Source organism: Seonamhaeicola maritimus (assembly GCF_008056315.1).
GTDB classification, from domain to species: Bacteria; Bacteroidota; Bacteroidia; order Flavobacteriales; family Flavobacteriaceae; genus Seonamhaeicola; species Seonamhaeicola maritimus.
This window is the reverse complement of the sequence record NZ_VRKQ01000008.1, coordinates 1,200,509-1,219,614: the sequence shown is the minus strand read 5'-3', so window position 1 is coordinate 1,219,614 and position 19,106 is coordinate 1,200,509. Positions and strand designations below refer to the sequence as shown.

The 19,106-nt window shown below is 31.2% G+C and carries 21 protein-coding genes and 1 tRNA gene; 8 read left to right on the top strand and 14 right to left on the bottom strand.

Annotated features, from left to right (window positions below; translation table 11 throughout):
• Both FUA22_RS05050 and FUA22_RS05045 read left to right on the top strand, forming a co-directional pair.
• Nucleotides 1-1,563: an alpha-L-fucosidase gene (locus FUA22_RS05050; RefSeq protein ID WP_147766789.1), complete on the top strand. Its 1,563-nt coding sequence runs from the start codon at nucleotides 1-3 to the stop codon at nucleotides 1,561-1,563.
• 48 nt (nucleotides 1,564-1,611) lie between these two features.
• Nucleotides 1,612-3,174 carry an alpha-L-fucosidase gene (locus FUA22_RS05045; RefSeq protein WP_147766787.1) on the top strand — a complete coding sequence of 521 codons (1,563 nt, stop codon included), beginning with the start codon at nucleotides 1,612-1,614 and terminating at the stop codon, nucleotides 3,172-3,174.
• 94 nt (nucleotides 3,175-3,268) lie between these two features.
• Here FUA22_RS05045 and FUA22_RS05040 read toward each other — a convergent pair whose 3' ends face one another.
• A complete protein-coding gene (locus tag FUA22_RS05040; RefSeq protein ID WP_147766785.1) occupies nucleotides 3,269-3,997 on the bottom strand; it encodes a hypothetical protein in 729 nt (242 codons plus the stop codon).
• Nucleotides 3,994-6,738 (bottom strand): T9SS type A sorting domain-containing protein, encoded by a 2,745-nt coding sequence (locus tag FUA22_RS05035; protein WP_147766783.1) that lies wholly within the window; start codon nucleotides 6,736-6,738, stop codon nucleotides 3,994-3,996. The genes FUA22_RS05040 and FUA22_RS05035 overlap by 4 nt, the downstream gene beginning before the upstream one ends.
• A 224-nt stretch (nucleotides 6,739-6,962) precedes the next feature.
• Between FUA22_RS05035 and FUA22_RS05030 the strand changes: the two genes are divergently transcribed.
• Nucleotides 6,963-7,046, top strand: a tRNA-Leu gene (locus FUA22_RS05030).
• A 152-nt stretch (nucleotides 7,047-7,198) separates the two neighbouring features.
• Here FUA22_RS05030 and FUA22_RS05025 read toward each other — a convergent pair.
• From FUA22_RS05025 to FUA22_RS05010, 4 genes are all read right to left on the bottom strand, one after another.
• Nucleotides 7,199-7,645, bottom strand: a complete 447-nt coding sequence (locus FUA22_RS05025) for a hypothetical protein (protein WP_147766781.1) — start codon at nucleotides 7,643-7,645, stop codon at nucleotides 7,199-7,201.
• A gap of 141 nt (nucleotides 7,646-7,786) precedes the next feature.
• The gene (locus FUA22_RS05020; protein WP_147766779.1) at nucleotides 7,787-8,548 is read right to left on the bottom strand and encodes a LytR/AlgR family response regulator transcription factor; all 762 of its coding nucleotides are present in this window, start codon (nucleotides 8,546-8,548) and stop codon (nucleotides 7,787-7,789) included.
• A 5-nt stretch (nucleotides 8,549-8,553) separates the two neighbouring features.
• The gene (locus tag FUA22_RS05015) at nucleotides 8,554-9,579 is read right to left on the bottom strand and encodes a sensor histidine kinase (RefSeq protein ID WP_206667089.1); all 1,026 of its coding nucleotides are present in this window, start codon (nucleotides 9,577-9,579) and stop codon (nucleotides 8,554-8,556) included.
• A gap of 141 nt (nucleotides 9,580-9,720) precedes the next feature.
• Nucleotides 9,721-10,347: a hypothetical protein gene (locus FUA22_RS05010; RefSeq protein WP_147766775.1), complete on the bottom strand. Its 627-nt coding sequence runs from the start codon at nucleotides 10,345-10,347 to the stop codon at nucleotides 9,721-9,723.
• A 182-nt stretch (nucleotides 10,348-10,529) separates the two neighbouring features.
• Here FUA22_RS05010 and FUA22_RS05005 point away from each other — a divergent pair, with 182 nt between their 5' ends.
• Complete coding sequence (locus tag FUA22_RS05005; protein ID WP_147766773.1) at nucleotides 10,530-11,168, top strand: DUF3313 domain-containing protein; 639 nt, start codon at nucleotides 10,530-10,532, stop codon at nucleotides 11,166-11,168.
• Nucleotides 11,169-11,171: 3 nt separating this feature from the next.
• Nucleotides 11,172-12,221, top strand: coding sequence for an adenylate/guanylate cyclase domain-containing protein (locus FUA22_RS05000; protein WP_147766771.1), 1,050 nt, complete (start codon nucleotides 11,172-11,174; stop codon nucleotides 12,219-12,221).
• A 72-nt stretch (nucleotides 12,222-12,293) separates the two neighbouring features.
• Here the strand turns inward: FUA22_RS05000 and FUA22_RS04995 are convergent, their stop codons facing one another.
• The 5 genes from FUA22_RS04995 to FUA22_RS04980 all read right to left on the bottom strand — a co-directional run bounded on the left by FUA22_RS04995 (nucleotide 12,294) and on the right by FUA22_RS04980 (nucleotide 15,243).
• The gene (locus FUA22_RS04995; protein ID WP_147766769.1) at nucleotides 12,294-12,953 is read right to left on the bottom strand and encodes a hypothetical protein; all 660 of its coding nucleotides are present in this window, start codon (nucleotides 12,951-12,953) and stop codon (nucleotides 12,294-12,296) included.
• Nucleotides 12,954-12,994: 41 nt separating this feature from the next.
• A complete protein-coding gene (locus FUA22_RS18645) occupies nucleotides 12,995-13,129 on the bottom strand; it encodes a hypothetical protein (protein WP_262713223.1) in 135 nt (44 codons plus the stop codon).
• Between the two features lie 230 nt (nucleotides 13,130-13,359).
• Nucleotides 13,360-14,103, bottom strand: a complete 744-nt coding sequence (locus FUA22_RS04990; protein WP_147766767.1) for a hypothetical protein — start codon at nucleotides 14,101-14,103, stop codon at nucleotides 13,360-13,362.
• Nucleotides 14,104-14,121: 18 nt separating this feature from the next.
• A complete protein-coding gene (locus tag FUA22_RS04985) occupies nucleotides 14,122-14,772 on the bottom strand; it encodes a DUF6515 family protein (protein WP_147766765.1) in 651 nt (216 codons plus the stop codon).
• Between the two features lie 147 nt (nucleotides 14,773-14,919).
• Complete coding sequence (locus FUA22_RS04980; RefSeq protein ID WP_206667088.1) at nucleotides 14,920-15,243, bottom strand: PDZ domain-containing protein; 324 nt, start codon at nucleotides 15,241-15,243, stop codon at nucleotides 14,920-14,922.
• Nucleotides 15,244-15,316: 73 nt separating this feature from the next.
• Between FUA22_RS04980 and FUA22_RS04975 the strand changes: the two genes are divergently transcribed.
• From FUA22_RS04975 to FUA22_RS04965, 3 genes are read left to right on the top strand one after another with little or no spacing between them, the layout of a single operon-like run.
• Nucleotides 15,317-15,652 (top strand): PDZ domain-containing protein, encoded by a 336-nt coding sequence (locus FUA22_RS04975; RefSeq protein WP_147766761.1) that lies wholly within the window; start codon nucleotides 15,317-15,319, stop codon nucleotides 15,650-15,652.
• A 21-nt stretch (nucleotides 15,653-15,673) separates the two neighbouring features.
• Nucleotides 15,674-16,345, top strand: coding sequence for a hypothetical protein (locus FUA22_RS04970; protein ID WP_147766758.1), 672 nt, complete (start codon nucleotides 15,674-15,676; stop codon nucleotides 16,343-16,345).
• The gene (locus FUA22_RS04965) at nucleotides 16,346-17,461 is read left to right on the top strand and encodes a BamA/TamA family outer membrane protein (protein WP_147766756.1); all 1,116 of its coding nucleotides are present in this window, start codon (nucleotides 16,346-16,348) and stop codon (nucleotides 17,459-17,461) included.
• A gap of 28 nt (nucleotides 17,462-17,489) precedes the next feature.
• Here the strand turns inward: FUA22_RS04965 and FUA22_RS04960 are convergent, their stop codons facing one another.
• From FUA22_RS04960 to FUA22_RS04950, 3 genes are read right to left on the bottom strand one after another with little or no spacing between them, the layout of a single operon-like run.
• Nucleotides 17,490-17,915: a hypothetical protein gene (locus tag FUA22_RS04960; RefSeq protein ID WP_147766754.1), complete on the bottom strand. Its 426-nt coding sequence runs from the start codon at nucleotides 17,913-17,915 to the stop codon at nucleotides 17,490-17,492.
• An 8-nt stretch (nucleotides 17,916-17,923) separates the two neighbouring features.
• Complete coding sequence (locus FUA22_RS04955; protein WP_147766752.1) at nucleotides 17,924-18,355, bottom strand: hypothetical protein; 432 nt, start codon at nucleotides 18,353-18,355, stop codon at nucleotides 17,924-17,926.
• A 3-nt stretch (nucleotides 18,356-18,358) separates the two neighbouring features.
• Entirely contained in the window at nucleotides 18,359-19,039 is a 681-nt protein-coding gene (locus FUA22_RS04950; RefSeq protein ID WP_147766750.1) for a hypothetical protein, read from the bottom strand.
• Nucleotides 19,040-19,106 lie beyond the last annotated feature (67 nt).

Below are 19,106 nucleotides of genomic sequence, written 5' to 3'. Positions count from 1 at the left end.
ATGAAACCATATATAATAGTCTTGTTTTGTCTTTTGATTATCTCTTGTAAATCAGAGAAAAAAGACAATAACCCTATAGAGGAAGCACCAATTACCTATAAAGCAAATTGGGAGTCTTTAAAACAACATAAAACTCCGGAATGGTTTCTCGATGCTAAATTTGGAATTTACTTCCACTGGGGTGTATACTCACATATTGGGAAAGGCGAATGGTATTCAAGACAAATGTATGAAGTAAAAGATGAAGGTTGGGGTAAAGACATTAGACCTTATCATTTAGAAACCTATGGTAAAGATGTTCATTATCATGAATTTATAGACAAATTTACTGCTGAACATTTTAATGCTACAGAATGGGCTAAACTTTTTAAAGCCTCTGGCGCTAAATATGTTGGTCCTGTAGCCGAACATTGTGACAATTTTTCCAATTGGGATAGTAAAATCAACAAATACAATACGGTCAACTATGGTCCAAAAAGAGATATTGTAGGTGAGTTGGAAAAAGCCATTAAAGCTGAGGATTTAAAGTTTGTAGCTACATTTCACCATTCCTGGGAATGGGGCTGGTATAACACATGGAGTGGGCTAATTGATACCACGGCTGTTGGTTTTGAAGACTTTTATGGAGAACGCACATTACCAGAAACTTTCCATAGTTTTAAAGGTGGTCATGATGCAAGTGGACAATTTACAGGAAAAGTAAATCCAAAATATGCACCTTCTAAAAAGTTTATTAATAGCTGGAAAACAAAGATATACGAAGTTGTAGACAACTATCAACCAGATTTACTTTGGTTTGACAGCAGGCTATTTGTACTTCCGGAAAAAGACCGTCAAGAAATGGTTGCCCATTACTATAACAAAGGTGTAGAGTGGAATAAACCTGTGGTACTAACCTATAAGAATAATGACTTAGCTAAAGGTGTTGGTGTCTTAGATCTGGAAAAAGGTAGATTTGATGAAAAGACCGAATTTCCTTGGCTAACAGATGATTCCTATGCATGGGCAGGATGGAGTTGGAGAAACGATTTACGACTAAAAACACCTACGATAATTATACAAGAATTGGTAGATATTTCCAGTAAGAATGGTTGTTTATTATTAAACATTACACCTACTGGAGATGGGTTAATTCCAGAGGAAATGAGAATTGGTCTTTTAGAAATAGGGAAATGGCTCGATGTAAACGGTGAGGCTGTATATGCAACCCGTCCATACTTAACATATGGTGAAGGAAGTACAAAACTCAAAAAAAATCATTTTGGAGGCGTACAAGGTGATGGTGTTACTTATAAATCATCAGACTTTCGATTCACTCAAAACAAATCAAAAGATGCTATTTATATAACTCAGTTAGCCCTTCCCAAACCAAATGAACTTTTTGTTTTAAAAACATTTGGGAATGAAGGAGTTGGGAAAAATGAAACTATAAAATCTGTTGAATTACTAGGAAGTGATGAAATTGTTGAATGGAATAAAACGGGCCAAGGTTTAAAAATAAAAGCTCCAAAGGTTTTACCTAATGAACATGTTTTGGTTTATAAAGTAAACATAAGAGTTTAGACATATTAACTTAATAAAAAACAACTAGATAAATTAACAATAACTATTATGAAAAATTATTTATTAATACTTTTTTCCGTCGTTTTAGTGTCTTGCGGATCTAAAGAAAAAAAACAGGAAACTGATAATAAAACGGAAAAAGAGGCTATAACGTACGCTGCCGATTGGGAATCGTTGAAACAACACCAAACACCAGATTGGTTTTTAGATGCCAAATTTGGTATTTACTGTCATTGGGGGCCTTACTCAGTACCAGCTTACGAAACAGAATGGTATGCGCACTGGATGTATGTTAACGCTGATAATCCAGAAGCAAGAAAAGGAAAAGCTCATAAAATTTATGATTATCATGTAAAGACCTATGGTCCATTAGATAAATTTGGTTACAAAGACTTTATACCCATGTTTAAGGCTGAAAAATTTGATGCTGCAGAATGGGCTGATTTATTTGAAAAAGCGGGAGCAAAATTTGCAGGACCTGTTTCTGAACATGCCGATGGTTTTGCTATGTGGGATAGCCAGTTGACCGAATGGGACGCTAAAGACATGGGACCAAAACGTGATATCATGGGTGAGTTGGCCGAGGAAATACGTAAACGCGACATGAAATTCATTGCAACTTTCCATCGTCAATGGTTATTCGGATGGTACCCAACTTGGGATGAAACCACAGATGCTTCTGATCCAAAATATGCAGGTCTTTATGGACCTAAATTGAAAAAAGGAGACAATAAAATGCCCCGTAGCAAGCATGATATTGACAATGGTGTTGAAAAATATTATCCAGTAGCAGATCAAACTTTCAACGATGATTGGTTAAACCGTTTAAAGGAAATCATTGATAAGTACGACCCAGATTTAGTATGGTTTGATAATAAAATGGACATTGTTAGCGAGGAACATAGAAAAGGGTTTTTACAATATTATTATAACGAAGCCGAGAAGAAGGGACAAGAAGTTGTTTCAACCTATAAATTTTATGATTTTGCTGAAGGAAGTGCTGTTTATGACTTAGAGCGCGCTAGAATGAGTGAAAAGAAAGATTTTCCTTGGTTAACTGATGATTCTATCGATTGGAAAGCATGGTGTCATATTAGTGATCCTGATTACAAATCTACCAACAGACTTATTGATTTTTTAGTAGATGTAGTAAGTAAAAACGGAGCTGTACTTTTAAACATTACTCCAAGAGCAGATGGTACCATTCCAGAGCCTGTAAAAGAGCGTTTATTAGAAATGGGACAATGGTTAAAAGTAAACGGAGAAGCTATATATGGCACACGAACTTTTGAAATTTATGGTGAAGGTGATGCCAAGGTTGTTGAAGGTCATTTAAGCGAACGAAACAATGATGATAATACTGCAAAAGACATTCGTTTTACAACTAAAGGTGACACACTTTATGCTATTGCTTTAGATTGGCCAGAAAGCAATGAGTTAGTAATTAATTCATTAAAGAAAGGGAATAACCTTTTAACGAAAGAAATAAAATCAATTGATTTTATTGGAGGACCTCAAAATTTAAAATTTGAAGTAAAAGAAGATGGTTTACACATTCAATTACCAGAAAAAACTGGTGATCATGCATTCTCATTCAAAATAAACTCCTAAGTTAAAACTCTAAAATTAATTTTTAACATTTATACAAATAGAAAAAGCCAGAGCATTTAAACTCTGGCTTTTTCATTCACTCAAAAAATTACTACTACTCAGTTCTAAACTCAAAAACTTGTGATTGAGAGTTAGAATCACTTTCGTCAGTAGTTACTACTCTCCAGTAGTATACGGTATCTGCATTTAACGCAATATTATTAATACTTGTATTTGTAGTGTTTTCATGTAAAGTTGTTGGCGGATTAGCAGTGTCTAAATACACATCATAAGAAGCTATATCATTATCAATATCACTTCCACTCCAACTTAAAGTAACTGGAGAAGGCACTGTAGACCCCATTGCTGGAGCAACTAATTCAGCTGGAAATGGCGCATAATTTTCAACACCCTCTCCTGCATTATAAAACTTCCATGTTTCACTTTTAGCTGTAGTGGTAGTTTTATTTGATTTTGAAACCACGTGCCACGAGTAAGGGACATTCCTTGCTATTGTTAAGGTTATGGATGTTGAAGCCGTATTTTGTTCTGTAGAAACATCTGTATCCAAATTTTTTAAAATATGGGTATAACTATTAGTGTTGGCCGAGGCATTCCATTGAAATGTTACTCTACTTTGAGTTACAGAAACAATATTACCTTGATTACATTCTTCATCCTTTGCAGGAGATGCTAATAATGCTGCTTCTGGCGGAAGAATAGGGTCTGGTGGTGTTACACCTCCATCATCATCACTTCCTCCTCCACTACTGCCGCTACAAGAAGCTAATAACAGTATGCAAACTAATAATACACCTCCTTTTATATATTTATTTAATATCATTGTTTTATAATTTTGGCTTGAGAATTAATATTTTGACCAATCACTTTTACAAAATACATACCCGTACTTAAATGTTCTGAGTTAACTTGTATTTTTTGATTATTTACAAATTGGGTTTTGTTTATAATAACTTTACCAGTTGAAGAAACCACTTGATAAGCAACTAAAGATTCTACTTTATTAGAAAAAGCAATAGTAAAATAATCTTTTACGGCATTTGGAAAAATATCAATATCATCAAATGCATTAATCGTTTCTTCATATTGTCCTTGACAATCTTTATCCGTTTTTACTGAAAGACTATTTAATCCTTTTGAAAGGTTTAGTGTAATTTCACCTTGACTGGTATTCGTGATTTTACCATTTAAGTTGATGCTATAATTAGAACCTCCACTTAAATTTAGAGTTACTTGATTCTTTGAATTATCAACTTTAGAAGATACCGATAAATCTTCTGGCTCAACTATAGTAACTGAGAAACACTGCTCATAATTAACATCAGCCGTAGTAGTTATACAAATTGTATAATCTCCAGCGCTTAGGCCTGTAAATTCTGTACTAGTAGTAAAATTATTTTCAGAGGAAGTTCCAACAATTTTAGCTTTAAATTGAAGTGTTGTTTCAACAGAAACTATAGATATTGATCCATCATTACTAGCTCTACAAGATTCTCCAATACCTTTCACTCTAAAATTATCTACTGCCAAAACAAACACCTCACACCCCGTTACGTCAACTATGGTTCCAAGTGGTGTATTAGGACATAAGTCATCAGCATTATCAACCCCATCGTTATCATCATCATTAGGATCAAAAGGAATACAATCTTCCCCAGGTAATCCGTAACAACCTTGTCCTGTTGGCCCATAAAGTGGCAACCAATCTATTCCTGCTGTCCAGTTGTCACCTTCATTTTCATAGGCACCAACATCTGGATTAGCTCCTAAAAACCCATCGGTGATGCCTGCAATTTCTCTACCTTGATCTATTGGAGAGGCATCATTTTTCAAATTGAAATCACCATTTGCTTCGTCAACAAACTCATTGGCTGTTACCACCATATTATTTTGTTTATCAGACTGTGGTTCCCAATTAGCATCATCAGATAGATTATTCCAAACTTTTACATTGGTAAATTGTGTCCCATCTTTATGCCATGCACCCATTACTTCAGAACCTTTCCAAAGGGTATTATTATAAATTTCAATATCTGCTCCATCCCAATTGATCTGGATATTGGTCCATTCTGTATTCCAAACTACATTGTGATGTACCAAATATTTTGAAGCGCTATTATCCAAATAAATACCGGCTGCCTTGAATTTAGTTCCCGGAGAATCCGTATCATGAAACCAATTATGATGAATTTCTGTAACAGTTTCCCTTGGGCCAACTGTATAGAATAAGGCGCAGTCATCAGCTAATCGATTACTTTTAGAAACATCATTATAAGCTATTTCATTACTTTCTCCATTGTATTGAATAGCATCTCGTCCTCCATTAAAAATGGTATTTTTCTCAACTAGGGTGTTATTTATCCCCCTAATAATTAGTGGCCCATCGTAAACAGCTAAGAAATCACAATCATGAATGTAATTATTTTTAATCAGTAAATTATTTCCACGGGCATCAATTCCAGAAGCTGCATTAAATGCAACTTCACATTTTTCTACAACATTGTTAGAACCTTGTACCTTAATTGCAGCCTTACCAGTATGAACACCATCAAATATGCCCTGGGTATGGTTTCCATAAAAAACAGAAATACCATAAAGCGTATTATTTGTTGTTCTTGTATTTCCATTTGATGAGTGCCATGTAGAACTATCTTCCATATTTATGTTACCTCCATAAACAGCCAAGTTTCTAATTTCAATAAACTTTTTATCCTTAAGATTTATAGTTTCTATTCTCCTACGCATTTGTACTTTCCCATCTACAGGGGCAGCACCTCCTGGAAGTTGCACAAACAATTCATCAGTGTCACTATCATAATACCATTCATTTTCATAATCTAAGGCCGCTTTTACACCTTCTAAATAAAAGTCACCTAAATCTTCTGGCGGATGAAATGTTCTTATCCAATCTTGACTTGCTGTAAAATTAAAATTTACACGACCAGCCGAACTACTGGTAATAGTTCTTTTCCAAGCAGTCCATCCGGAACCAGGTCTATCTCCATAGAACCAAAGCGCCCCACCTGTCCAATCAATACCTGGAATTGATGATTCAGTTAAATAAGCACCATTAATAACATTGCCATCGCTTCCACCTGTGTTTCTAATAGAGTTAAGTATAAAAGGGTCATCAGTTGTTTTATTAGGCCATCTTGCTAAGTTTAAAGCTGTTTTGTCATTTACAACAAAGTTATTCTGCCCCAAATCTGAAAATGATATGGTTGTCTTATAAATAGAACCTGAATCTTGAGTCCAACCAGATAGAGCTTCCATTGCAGAAACAATAACTTTCTCTCCAGGATAGGACTGAAATACAATAGGGTTCCCAGCTGTCCCTGAGTTAGTAGGTGTTAAGGTTTCCTCATAAGTCCCCTCTCTTATATAAACTACATCTCCAGCTACGGCTATAGTTGCCGCTTTGGAAATAGTGAGATACGGATTTTCTATACTGCCATCATTATTATCATTTCCATTTTTAGCAACATAAATATCTTTTGCAAAAGTATTAATACCTACTAATAAAAATAGTGCTAAAAAAGTCTGATTATAAATGTTCTTTATCATCAACAAGTTTGTTTAGTTTAAGTTCGAAACAAAACTATTGTGATATAACAGTTTTAAGCACGACAAATGACTTTATAGGTAGAATAAATGTTCAAATATAAAATCACCTATGGTAGTTCATCGAATTTACAGCTATAATATTAGTACAAGAAGCCGTGAATAATAACGTCAATTAAAAGATGAATTTATATATTTGCAGCCGTTACAAGTTACACTATAAAATTGCACACGTGGCGGAATTGGTAGACGCGCTGCCTTGAGGGGGCAGTGTCCTTATGGATGTGGAGGTTCGAATCCTCTCGTGTGCACAAAATTCATTTTAAAAACCCTTTATTCAAAACATGTATAAAGGGTTTTCTTTTTTCACCTCAGTTCTCACCATTATTTTTGCTTATTTAGTTTAGATTAAGCCTAACAAATAGAAGTAGCTTTGTTTAAGACATTTTAAAACAATTAAACTTTACACTTTTGAATTTATAGAAATGGGGGCTTGTATCTGCATTCTTATTTTTATATAATTCGTTAATATTTTAAAATTAAATTCATGTATTTCATACTGTTCCTTAGATAATATATTATTCATTTTATCATTTAAATTACTTACAATACCATCCAACCTATTAATCATTTCTTCTTGTGTATAATCTTTATCCTTATCATTTATACGTTTCATTCTTGAAGTATAAACTAGTAAATTTGATTCGTAATCGGCAAGAGTTTCTTCATTCATTTTCATTTTTTGGAGTTCCGCATGAAACCAAAACTGAATTTCGGTTCTTTCTTCTTCTGTTAATAATTCAATCTCATTATCTTCTCTTTGTTGTTCTTTTTGACTTAGTGTTTGTGAATTAACTGTTACAACAGTGAATATAGACATTGTTAGTAATAATAATTTAATTGTTCTCATGATTTATATTTTTAATTATACCCCAAAAATACTACGAGAATGTGTTTCAAATAACGCAAAAGAAAGTGAAGCGTCTAAAACAACAGGTGAAACGACTAAATTTTAAACCGAAATGTCTTAATACAAAAACAAAATGATTTATTATAAATTCATCCAGTTTTTAATCTCTGATGCCTTGGCCTTACTTGCAACAATACGCTCAGAAAAAGGAGGGTTTACATTAATGATGAGTTTACCATTAAAATAAAACTTAACATTAGCTACTGAATTTTTATTAATAACAAATTGCCTATTAATTCTATGGAAAAGTTCTGGATTTAATTCACCTTCTATATCTTCTAATTTCTTATCAATTATATAAGTTTTATTAGAGAATGTCACACCCTTTACGATACCTGTATCAATATAAAAATATGCAATATCAGCTGATTTAATAGGAAGCAACTCATCTCTATGATGAACCAAATATGTAGATTTATAAGACTTGCTCTTAGCTTGAAGTAATTGCACTAATCCTTCAAATTGAGTATTATCTGAAGAAATGCTCTTTGGTTTATTATTAAATTTATTTATAGCGTCTCTTAATTCCTCTTCGTTAATTGGTTTGAGTAAATAGTCAACACTATTAACTTTGAAAGCTTTTATGGCATATTGATCGTAAGCCGTGGTAAAAATAACTGGAGTTTTTAGTTCTACCTGATCAAAGATTTCAAATGATATACCATCCGCTAAATGAATATCCATAAAGATTAATTCGGCTTCATTGCTTTTTAAAAAATAATCAACAGAAGATTTTACGGAATCTAGTATGGTTAATATTTCAATACTAGAATCAATACTATTAATTAAATAAGCAAGATTTTCACTTGCAGCTATTTCATCTTCAACTATTACAACTTTCATATTATCTACTTTATGGGTAGTTTAACTTTAAATTTTTGATTATTATTACTAATAATAATGCTTTTCTTTTTAAGCATTTGATAACGTTTATCTAAATTAACCAAACCATTACCAGTGCTATCAACAAATGTTGTTCTAGGTTTAATTTTATTTTCAATAACAATAAAATCATTGTTAGAATAGACCTTAACCAACAAGGGATTACTTACTGAAATCTCATTATGTTTAACTGCATTCTCCACTAACAGTTGCAACGCAAGAGCTGGCATAGTTTCTGTTAGTATTCTATTATCAACATCAATTTCAACACTAAATCTATCTCTATACCTAGTTTTAATTAAGTAAATATAACTTTCTAAAAACTTTAGTTCTTCTTCAAGCGCTACTAGATCTTCGCTACCACTTTGCAAAATATACCGATACATAAATGATAATTTATTTACAAATGTGGTTGCTGGCTTATTATCTCTTATTAAAGAATTTAAAGAATTTAAAGAATTGAATAAAAAATGTGGGTTAATCTGGTTTTTTAAAGCTTCCAATTCGTTTTTTAAACTTTGTTGCTTTAACAATTCTTTTTCAGCAACATCATCTTGCCGTATTATTTGGTATCTCAAAATTCTGGATATAAAAACAAGAATTAACAAAACTACAGCGTAGACGAAGTATAAAAGTCCTTTATCTGAAGAATACATGTTTGCACCAGTTAATTTTTGATGGACAAATACAAATAGAAATACAGCAACAAAAAATAAAACGACATTAACTGTTATGGTTATTAAATTTCTTGAAAATATCTTTAAATGCACATATGAAAATTTCCAATTGGAATTAAACTGAAGTACCAACCACGAAAACGCAAATAGAAATACAGTTCTTATAGTAACATCTTTAATAGTTACCTGTGCAAAAGAATCTGATAGATTACCAACAATTTCATTTAATTGTAAAACTCTCGGTAAATTAATTAAAAAGGACACTAACAAAGCTATGCCCAATAATATAGAATGTTTTACATTTTTGTATTTCAAGATAGTTCTAATTTTCATTGTAGATACCTGAACAAAGTTAATACTTTAATCTGGTTTTTAATACAATAAGAGACCGTCTAACCCCAAATACAGCCTCTTATCAAAACACTAGCTATTAATCCTTAAGGGGTTAATAGGATTTTATATTGTTTCTTCAATTTCGTAGACAATAATATCTTCTACCTTAACAATTTTTTCTTTTTCTATATTTCCAAATACAGCTCTGAAAGCTATTTCAGAATCCATTTCCAATTCCTCTTTTGTGTCCATACCTTTGTACGGATTAAAATCTGTTGGTAGATAATCTTTAGTGTTAAAACCTAAATTTATTTCCTCTTTTATTTCATGTATAATGATATCTTCTATCCCAATATTATTTTCTTTTTTTGTGTCTCCAAATACAGCTCTGAAAGCTATTTCAGAATCCACTTCTAATTCCTCTTTTGATTCCTCCCCTGAGTAAGGATTAAAACCTGTTGGCAGGTAATCTTTGGTGTCAAAACCTAAATTTACTCCCTCTTCAATTTCATAAACAACAACATCTTCAATTTTTACTATCGTGCTTTCTTCAGGATTACCAAACACATCTTCCAAAGTAATATCATCAAGTTCAATATAATTTTCAATTAATTCGAAGTTTTCATCCTCGCCATAAAACTCATTAGTTTCATAATCATGATTGAATAATTCAATGTCCTTTTTTATACCCGTTGAAGTTAATAACGCTACACATATTCCGCTTACTAAAGTTATAAGTACTGTTTTCATAATTTCTTATTTTAAATATTATTAATAGTTAGATTTTATTTCTTGTACAAATGTATGTCTTAACTGCCTGTTACGTGGAGCGTTTTTAGGTGAACCGACCAAACATAAGAGTCAAATGGCTTTTATAGAAGGTGAAATTTTTATTATATTTGATTTAACTGTCAAATAAGTTAATTTGAAGTATGGAAACCTGTTCTTTTTTATCAAAATCCTTTGGATTATTAATAATAGTATTACTATTTGGATGTAGTCCAAAAATTGGAAATTCAGGATTTTTAAATACTTATGATAACCTAAGAGAAACTGATGCGAACAACTCTATGCTATCTTACATAAGCCCAAATTTTGAAAAGGGTAAGTACAAAAAATTTATAATTGACGATATTGTTGTAAAATTTAGTGAAAAAGCTAAAGGAAATAAAATTGACCAAGAAAAACTTAATGAACTAACTTCCTTTTTCAAAGCAGAAATAATAAAAGCATTAAGCGTAGATTATAACATTGTTAACAAACCAAGTGATGATGTCGCTCAAATCCAAATAGCTATCACTGAAATTGTACCTGGGAAACTTTTTTCAAATATACTCCCAGTGAGTGTTGCTGTAAATTCAGCTACTGGAAGAGGAAAAGGTGGTGCATCATTAGAGATGAAAGTTGTAGATTCTCAAACAAAAGCTCTACTTGGGCAAGCTATCGATAACCGTAAAAATAGAGGATATATCGAGTCTTTTAGTAAATTTGGAAATGCGAGAAGTGTAATGACATATTGGTCTAAACTACTTAAAGACCGAATCGATTTGTTTAAAAATACGGGGCAATAATATATGATTAATTCCAAATGGTATCATAATGTTGTAACATTTACTATTGGATGGGTTATTTCTTTACTTTTATGGCGCTTAATTAGAATTGATGCGCTTAAAGGGTATCTGGATATTCTAAAATTAGAATTTTCTTCTTTCAATTTTATAGTCTTTATTATTATCGTTTCTTTATTTGCAGGATTAATTTTTGGCAGTGTTCAATTTTATAATGAACACATAACGGACAAAAAATCATCGTTTGGGTTTTTAATTATAAAGGCAGTTATTAGTCACTTTTTAATAATGCTTATTCTCTATACCCTTCTTTTTCTAGGTATAAAATTCACAAGTTTTAACTCAATAAATTTTAGCGATTATATACAAAACCCTCTTATTCTTATTAACCTCCTGTATTCTTTAATTATTAACACCATTATTGTTATTGTATTATATCTAAATAAATTATTTGGCAAGGGTAATTTATTTAAGCTTTTTACAGGTAAATTCTATCATCCTAAAGAAGAGCTTAGAGCTTTTATGTTTTTAGATTTACAAGATTCAACCAAAATTGCTGAAAATTTAGGACATATAAATTACAGTCAATTTATACAAGATTGCTTTCATGATTTATCTGTATTTGAAAACTCTAAAGCAGAAGTATACCAATATGTTGGAGATGAAGCCGTATTGACTTGGGAAATGAAGAAGACTGAAAAGCTTCCTAGTATAATAGCTAATTTTTATTTATTTAAAGAGCGTTTAGCTTCTAAACACAATTATTATAAAAAAAAATATGGAGTACTCCCAATATTTAAAGCTGGAATGCATATTGGCTTGGTTACAGTAGTTGAAGTTGGAAGTATTAAACGTGAAATTGCATATCATGGAGACACCATAAATATAGCATCTAGAATTCAAAGTCAGTGTAATATTTTTGAGGAAGACTTTTTAGTTTCAAGCACTATTGTTAAATATATGAGGAGTGAAGATGAATTTGTTTTTATTGAACAGCAAGAGTTAGTTTTAAGAGGTAAAAAAGATTCAACATTAATTTATTCGGTAACAAAATAATTTTGAATCACTCAAAAACTGCCGAAGTATAAGTTAAACTCCGACAGTTATCAAACTAACACAATCAAAGAACTACTTAATTAATTCTTTAATGACTTTTTTTGAAAAATCTTTGGATGTTACACCCAAAGTTTCAGGGTTATCTATTTCTGTAGTAATTACAGATAAAAGCTGATTATCTTCAGGCAATGTAAGATCGTAGGTTATCGTTTCTAAAATATATTTTTTGCCTTCTGATGTAACACTTCTAATTGGTTCATAATCTACATAATAAGTGTTAAAAGACCTGTAAAACCCTCTACGAAATCCTCTACCGTAATACAATGGATATGTATTGATATAATAACTTGATCCTCCAGATGTAGTTGTCATTGTATAGTCTTCTACATTTTTTAAAACCGTTAATAAAATAACATCAAAGCCATTTGACTTTAAATTTTCTTTAGCTTCTTTTATTTCGCTTTCATCAATGTCTTCCGTTAAATTTATATTTGGAAAAATCTTAAAGCTTTCCGTTGCATTTATTTGGTTACCATTTAGATTTTCAACTAAATCTGATTCAAATTGTATTCTTGCTACATCATTATCTGTTTTACTAACAACCAATACCTTTTTTTCTTTAATACTTGGTGTTTTGACATCTTTCCAAGAGTTTGCCACTTGTACCGTTGAGCAATTAAATAATACTAAGACAAATGCTAGTAGCCCAAACTTTTTTACTTCTTTTTTCATGATTTCTAAATTTTAATTGTTAATAATTTTTGTTTAAATTTTCAAATGAATAGAATGGAATCTTCATTATAGTCATATAATGAATACACTCTTTTTGATTGGTTTAAAGTTTCTTCTTCAATGTTTTTCCAGTCTACACTAAATGGGCTTTCAATAATTGTTTTAAATGATTTCATGATTTTTATATTAAAGTTTTTATTATTGTTTTATTTCTTGTACAAATATACTCCCAGCGTCTATGATTACTGAGATTTATATGAGTGAAGTAACCAAAAGTGCAAGTGAAATAACCTATGGTAAGAGTGAATGAAAAATGAGTAAAGTGTGTTCCCTATTTAAAAATGTATGAGTACAAAAAAACCCCTTGCATAAAATGCAAAGGGCTTTTTTTATTCAATCTTTTCTATTAAAATCTTCTCCTTTTTTTGACTTCTTTTTCATTTCTTTCATTTCTATCATCACGTCGTTCTCTACTATCTTCACGCTGTTCTCTCATATCTTCTGCTAATTCTATTTTAGTAGCTTCTATGTCTTCCTTTAATAAGTTAATAAAACCTTTGAATGAGGTCTTAATAGCTCTTTTTTTGGTTACATAAGCATCTTTTTCAATATCTTCAATTGTATAATCGAAATCCTTTAAAGATTTTAGTATTTCCGCTTGCTTTTTGGCTCTAGCAATTTGCTTGTTTAGATCTCCTATATCATCTCGTCTATCACGCATATCATCTCTCTTGTTTGCTTTATCCCTAGCTAAGTCTTTTTTATCATCTTTTCTATCAAATCTGCCACGTTTAGAGTCCTCTTTGTCTTCTCTAATTTCTCGTCTATCTGATCTGACTTCAGCAGAACTCTGAGCAAGTTCCTGTCTTGCCTTTTTAGCTTTTACGCCACTTTGATTGACCTCTCTTACCATATCAGCAATTAAACCTTTAGAAATTCTATCAACTTCAGTTTGATTTTTTTGAGAAACTGCAGTTTTCATGCTTTGCAGCTTCAGATTAAAATCTTTAAGTTCATTAATATCACGTTCAAGGTTTTTCTTCCCTTCTTGTATTTGTTTAGTATTCTGAATAGCTTCTTTTACATTTTGCGCATTTGTTATCGTACAAAAGCTAAGAGCAATAAAGAAGAATTTAAAAATTAGCTTCATTTTTTTTAGTTTAAAAAATTAGATATCGTTTTGAGGTTTACTATATACAACTTCATAAGTTGTTTTTCCGTCATAGGTGCTATTCTTTTTATAAAACACATCATTATATTCAAATAACACTTTGCCATCAATAATTATTTCTTCAGAATCTTTATGTATTTCACATAAGATTACGCCAACAGGTGGTTGCGTTACTTCATACTTTTCATTATTATCTGATGATGTTGATACAGTTTCTGAATAGTAAACCCCTGAATGGTAATAAAATACAGAATGTCCTACCACAATTCTTACATGACCAACTGGTAATACAGAAATTCTAAATCCACGAGGAGGCATAACAACCATATATTCATCACCGTACAATGTATAATAAATACCTGAATAATAAAAATATGGAAGCCCTCTATGAACCAATCGTACGTGATATCTTGGTAAGGTTCTCACTACTCTTCTATGATGTGGATATCTATAATTTGGGTTTCGTCTTATTGGTTGAGTTCTAAACCTGTCATCAGCTCTATAAGCCTTACCTACACTATTACCTCCCATTTTACGTTCGGTTTTTACTCCAATTTTATTACTTCTTTTTTGCCCATGTACCTCTCCAAATGTTAAAAAGAATACTAACAAGAGACTCAATCCTAAAATACTCCTTAATGTTTTCATGACTTTAACTTTTTAATTTGTTTTTATTAAACCTTATAGTTTAATTTAGAACAAATTTATATGCAATGAAGTCCTGAAACTTTACTAAATTGATTGAAGCGTCTAAAATAATAAGTCAACCGACTTTATCTTTTCCTGAAATATATCCTAGGGCTTTTTGAACTTTGAATTCAGAATTTGCCCCTCTCTTAATATAATTATAGAGATTTCCTCACCGGATTTATCGGTGTTTACCCTATTCTTTATAAGATATAAATCATCTTGGTGTTTGATATTTATTCCAGCAATTCCCAAAATAATATCACCTCCCAACATTATATCCTTACCAGCAATATTCACAGGTATAACACCAGGAACTAAACCAATTTTTGCAGCGGCGCCTTTGGTAGACAAATGCTGAATTAGTAAACCAGATTTTTGTGGAACATTCAATAATTTTGCCATATCAGAGGTTTGTAGAATATATACCATTTCTGGTGGTTCTGATGGTATTGGTTATGCCTCAACGTCTAATTTAGCTGCCAAACTCCTTTTAAACAATAAAATGCCTTGGTTTGGTGCTGAGTTATATTCCTTATCTGAAAAAGAAGCTAAACTGTTTAATCTGCCTCAAACAAGTGGTTTGTTAGTGCAACGTATTAGTTCCGCTTCTTTGTTTGATAAAATGGGTGTAAAAGAAGGGGATACTGAGGTGACTGTTGGTAATAAAAAATTAATTTTGGGCGGTGATATTATATTAGCCTTTAATGATATAAAGTACGAAGTTACAGACTACATCTTTTTGAAGATTGCTGATTTTGCAAATAGCTTAGAAAAAAATCCAAAATTTGAACTAACAGTTGTACGTGAAGGAAAAGTTGTTACTTTGCAAAACAAGTAAGGATTAATTAATTTTAATAATTTGAAAAAAACAAGACGTAATGTATTTATAGTCGCAGCTATTTTTATAATCTGCAATATATCTGCGCAAACGACTGATAGTCTAGAAACAGCTTTTAGAAAAGGGCGGTTTCTTACGGGTTTATCAGGTAGCATTAGCTCTACTACAACCAATGTAGATAACCTAAATTCAAAAGCTACCTCTAATAATTTTGGTATAAACATACAAAGCGGAAAGTTCTTCAAAAACCGCCTTTTAATTGGAGGTATATTTCAAGCTAATAAAATTAGTAGCTCTGGAGCTTTTACAAAAACAACTGAAACATTTTATATAGGTCCATTTTCTAATTATTATTTTATGGATAATAAAACGGGCTCCTTATTTACTAGTTTATCATTTGGCTATGCTAGGTATAAAGACAAAACAGAGCTAGAGGAAATTAATCTTTTAATAAATCAAGCTACGCAGCAACTTTCTGAAGGCGGTGGTTTAGGGAGTATCATAGGTCTCGGCTACTCATATACAATAAACGATTTTATAGCTTTTAATTTAGGTGTGAATGTGAACTTATTTTGGGTTGACATAGAACAAAAGTTACTACCGAACCAAACAATAACAAATACTAGTATTTCTTCGAATGATGTTTCTTTTTCTTTTGGATTTAACGTTATATTGGATGATTTCTTTTTTTAGATGAAAAAAACAACCCTATACATCCTTTTAATATTCTTTTCGTTTACTGCACTAGCGCAAAGAAAAGACGAAAACAATTTAGTTAAAATAGATACTATTTCAACTACAAAAAACTATCAACTTATAGCAATACCTATTGCGTTTTATACGCCTGAAACGGGTTTTGGATTTGGGGGTGGTGGACAACTTTTCTTTCTAAATAAAAAAAACACATTTAAAAACAGATTATCCAACGTTCTTTTTAGCGGTATATATACATTGAACAAACAGATTATGTTTGAAATTACGCCTCAAATTTATTTTGGATCAGGAAACTATTTTATTGATGCACATTATTTATTAGAAGTGTATCCCAATCTATTTTGGGGCATTGGAAACAATACATCAGACGAAAATGAAGAAGTGTATAATCAAACAACGCATGCTCTTAATATTTCGTTTTTAAAACGTCTACCTCCCGATCTTAATTTTGGTTTTCAGTTTATATTTAAAAATCATGAAGTAACAGAAATTGCTGAAGGAGGCATTTTAGACACACAAAATGTAATAGGAAGCAAACGTACTGTAGTTGCTGGATTAGGAGCTGTTTTTAATTATGATACTAGAGATAATACAGGTTCACCAAACAAAGGATTTTACTATCAGGCAAAAGCACAGTTTTCTAGCGAGCTTTTTGGTGCAACTTCTGGTTTTAATAAATTTATTTTAGACTTAAGAGAGTATCAACCTATAAGTAGCCGTAGTCTTTTAGCTTTTCAATTATATATAGAAAATAATTATGGTGATGTACCTTTTCAAGCTTTAGCCAGTTATGGAGGTGGTAATCGTGCTAGGGGTTATTTTTTTGGTCGCTTTCTTGATAAACAAATGTATGTCTCTCAAATAGAATATCGCTGGCGATTTAAACCTAGATGGACAATAAATGCATATGGTTTGTTTGGAGAAGTAGCTGAAAAACCTGAAGACTTTTTTAGCATTAATAATCTAAAACCATCTTTTGGGTTTGGAACAAGATATAAAATATTTAAAGACAAAGACACTTGGCTACGCTTTGATATCGGTTCTGGTATTGATGGTAATTCTGGTATTTATTTTGGTATAAATGAAGCTTTTTAAATAGAAGTTTATAGTGTTTTTTTTATAATTACATCATTATATTTTTGATACCATCTTCATAATCCTCTAATGTTAAACCATTGTTTGCATTAAACATATCAAGAGATTTACCAACTACATATTTAATGTTACTTGGATCAAATCCAATAGCAATGCCCATTCTATATAACCACTTTTCTTTCATCAATTTCGATATATCAACATCTTCATATACTATTTTTGTTATTCTATACAAACTTTCTAAACGCTGGTTATACATGTAAGGAGCTTCTATTTCATATCGCATAAACATATTATCATCAATCAACTCAAAATATTCCGAGCTTGTAACACCTAACTTTCTTCCAAAATGTTGTAAAAGAGACTTTTCCTCATCAGTAGCATTATTATCTCTTAAAGTAATTTTCATAATGGAGGCAAAAGCCTCAAAATAAGTGCTTCTTGAAATACTCATATCTAAACTTATTTTTTTTGATTAAATAAACTTGTTTTTCTACTCACACTATATAATATTTTATTAAAAGTTTCAAGATGAATAACGTATTGTTCTGGTGTTAATAACGCCTTCATTTTTTCATTCATTTTAAAATGTAAAATATTAAATTTCCCTGAAATTTCTTCTTGTGTATAATCTTTATCTTTATCATCAAGCCTTGACATGCTATGAGTGTAAAACAACAGAATATTATAATACTCACTCTTTATTTCTTCTGATAATTTCATCTTATTTACTTCTTCTGCATAGAAGTTCTGTAAATTATCTTTTTCTTCGGGTGTATAAAGTTCAACTTTATTCTTTTCTCTTTCTTTCTGTTCCTGAGTTTTCTGTTGGGAAAACCCATTTATAGTTACTAAAATTAAGCTAAGTGCTAAGATTGATTTAAGTGGGCTCATGATTTATCTTTTAAATTGTTTTGAAATTAATGTTGTGAATTTATTCAATACTTTTTTTGACGATGAGGGGTTGCTTGCTTCTATTTCATAAACACCAACAAGCTGCTTGTCTCTCTCTAATGTTAAATCATAAACAACAGCCTCTAATATATAAGTTGTTGAGGATAAAACAAAATTGTTTTCACTCAGATTATCATTATACACTGGCTTTAAGTTTCTACTAATATATTCAATAGAGTGCACATTATAATAGTCTGTAAAACTTACGCCATATTTGCCTTTTATTGAAGCTGTACCATAATCAGTAGGACTTTTCACTGATGAACTCTCTATTTTAGTATCTTTTAAAGCTGTAAGAATGATGCTCTTAATTCCATTTTTATTGAACATAGATAAAATGGCTTCAATCTCTTCTTGAGAACGGTTTTTACCTTCTCTAAGATTAGGAAATTTTACATGAGCAGCCACAGCATCTATACCTTGTTCTTTTAATTCAGAAACCAATTCGTTTTCGTATGCTTTACGAACATCTAAATCATTAGACCTTGCTACTACTAATAGTTTTTTAGATTTTGTGTCATTAAAATCTTTTGAAGACCATGCTTCAGTAAGCTTAGTCGACGTACAGTTTGATAATACAATACTTAGTATAAGTAAGGCGATAGTTTTATTTAATTTCTTCATTCTATAATTTTAATTTTTTCTTTTTTCGTTGTAAGAACACAACAATATTTAAAAGTTTAAAGATATA

Bases quoted from the DNA above. Each gene is read 5' to 3' on its own strand.
- FUA22_RS05050 (WP_147766789.1), top strand. From the start codon at position 1: ATGAAACCATATATAATAGTCTTGTTTTGTCTTTTGATTATCTCTTGT.
- FUA22_RS05045 (WP_147766787.1), top strand. From the start codon at position 1,612: ATGAAAAATTATTTATTAATACTTTTTTCCGTCGTTTTAGTGTCTTGC.
- FUA22_RS05040 (WP_147766785.1), bottom strand. From the start codon at position 3,997: ATGATATTAAATAAATATATAAAAGGAGGTGTATTATTAGTTTGCATA.
- FUA22_RS05035 (WP_147766783.1), bottom strand. From the start codon at position 6,738: ATGATAAAGAACATTTATAATCAGACTTTTTTAGCACTATTTTTATTA.
- FUA22_RS05025 (WP_147766781.1), bottom strand. From the start codon at position 7,645: ATGAGAACAATTAAATTATTATTACTAACAATGTCTATATTCACTGTT.
- FUA22_RS05020 (WP_147766779.1), bottom strand. From the start codon at position 8,548: ATGAAAGTTGTAATAGTTGAAGATGAAATAGCTGCAAGTGAAAATCTT.
- FUA22_RS05010 (WP_147766775.1), bottom strand. From the start codon at position 10,347: ATGAAAACAGTACTTATAACTTTAGTAAGCGGAATATGTGTAGCGTTA.
- FUA22_RS05005 (WP_147766773.1), top strand. From the start codon at position 10,530: ATGGAAACCTGTTCTTTTTTATCAAAATCCTTTGGATTATTAATAATA.
- FUA22_RS05000 (WP_147766771.1), top strand. From the start codon at position 11,172: ATGATTAATTCCAAATGGTATCATAATGTTGTAACATTTACTATTGGA.
- FUA22_RS04995 (WP_147766769.1), bottom strand. From the start codon at position 12,953: ATGAAAAAAGAAGTAAAAAAGTTTGGGCTACTAGCATTTGTCTTAGTA.
- FUA22_RS18645 (WP_262713223.1), bottom strand. From the start codon at position 13,129: ATGAAATCATTTAAAACAATTATTGAAAGCCCATTTAGTGTAGACTGG.
- FUA22_RS04990 (WP_147766767.1), bottom strand. From the start codon at position 14,103: ATGAAGCTAATTTTTAAATTCTTCTTTATTGCTCTTAGCTTTTGTACG.
- FUA22_RS04985 (WP_147766765.1), bottom strand. From the start codon at position 14,772: ATGAAAACATTAAGGAGTATTTTAGGATTGAGTCTCTTGTTAGTATTC.
- FUA22_RS04980 (WP_206667088.1), bottom strand. From the start codon at position 15,243: ATGGTATATATTCTACAAACCTCTGATATGGCAAAATTATTGAATGTT.
- FUA22_RS04975 (WP_147766761.1), top strand. From the start codon at position 15,317: ATGCCTTGGTTTGGTGCTGAGTTATATTCCTTATCTGAAAAAGAAGCT.
- FUA22_RS04965 (WP_147766756.1), top strand. From the start codon at position 16,346: ATGAAAAAAACAACCCTATACATCCTTTTAATATTCTTTTCGTTTACT.
- FUA22_RS04960 (WP_147766754.1), bottom strand. From the start codon at position 17,915: ATGAGTATTTCAAGAAGCACTTATTTTGAGGCTTTTGCCTCCATTATG.
- FUA22_RS04955 (WP_147766752.1), bottom strand. From the start codon at position 18,355: ATGAGCCCACTTAAATCAATCTTAGCACTTAGCTTAATTTTAGTAACT.
- FUA22_RS04950 (WP_147766750.1), bottom strand. From the start codon at position 19,039: ATGAAGAAATTAAATAAAACTATCGCCTTACTTATACTAAGTATTGTA.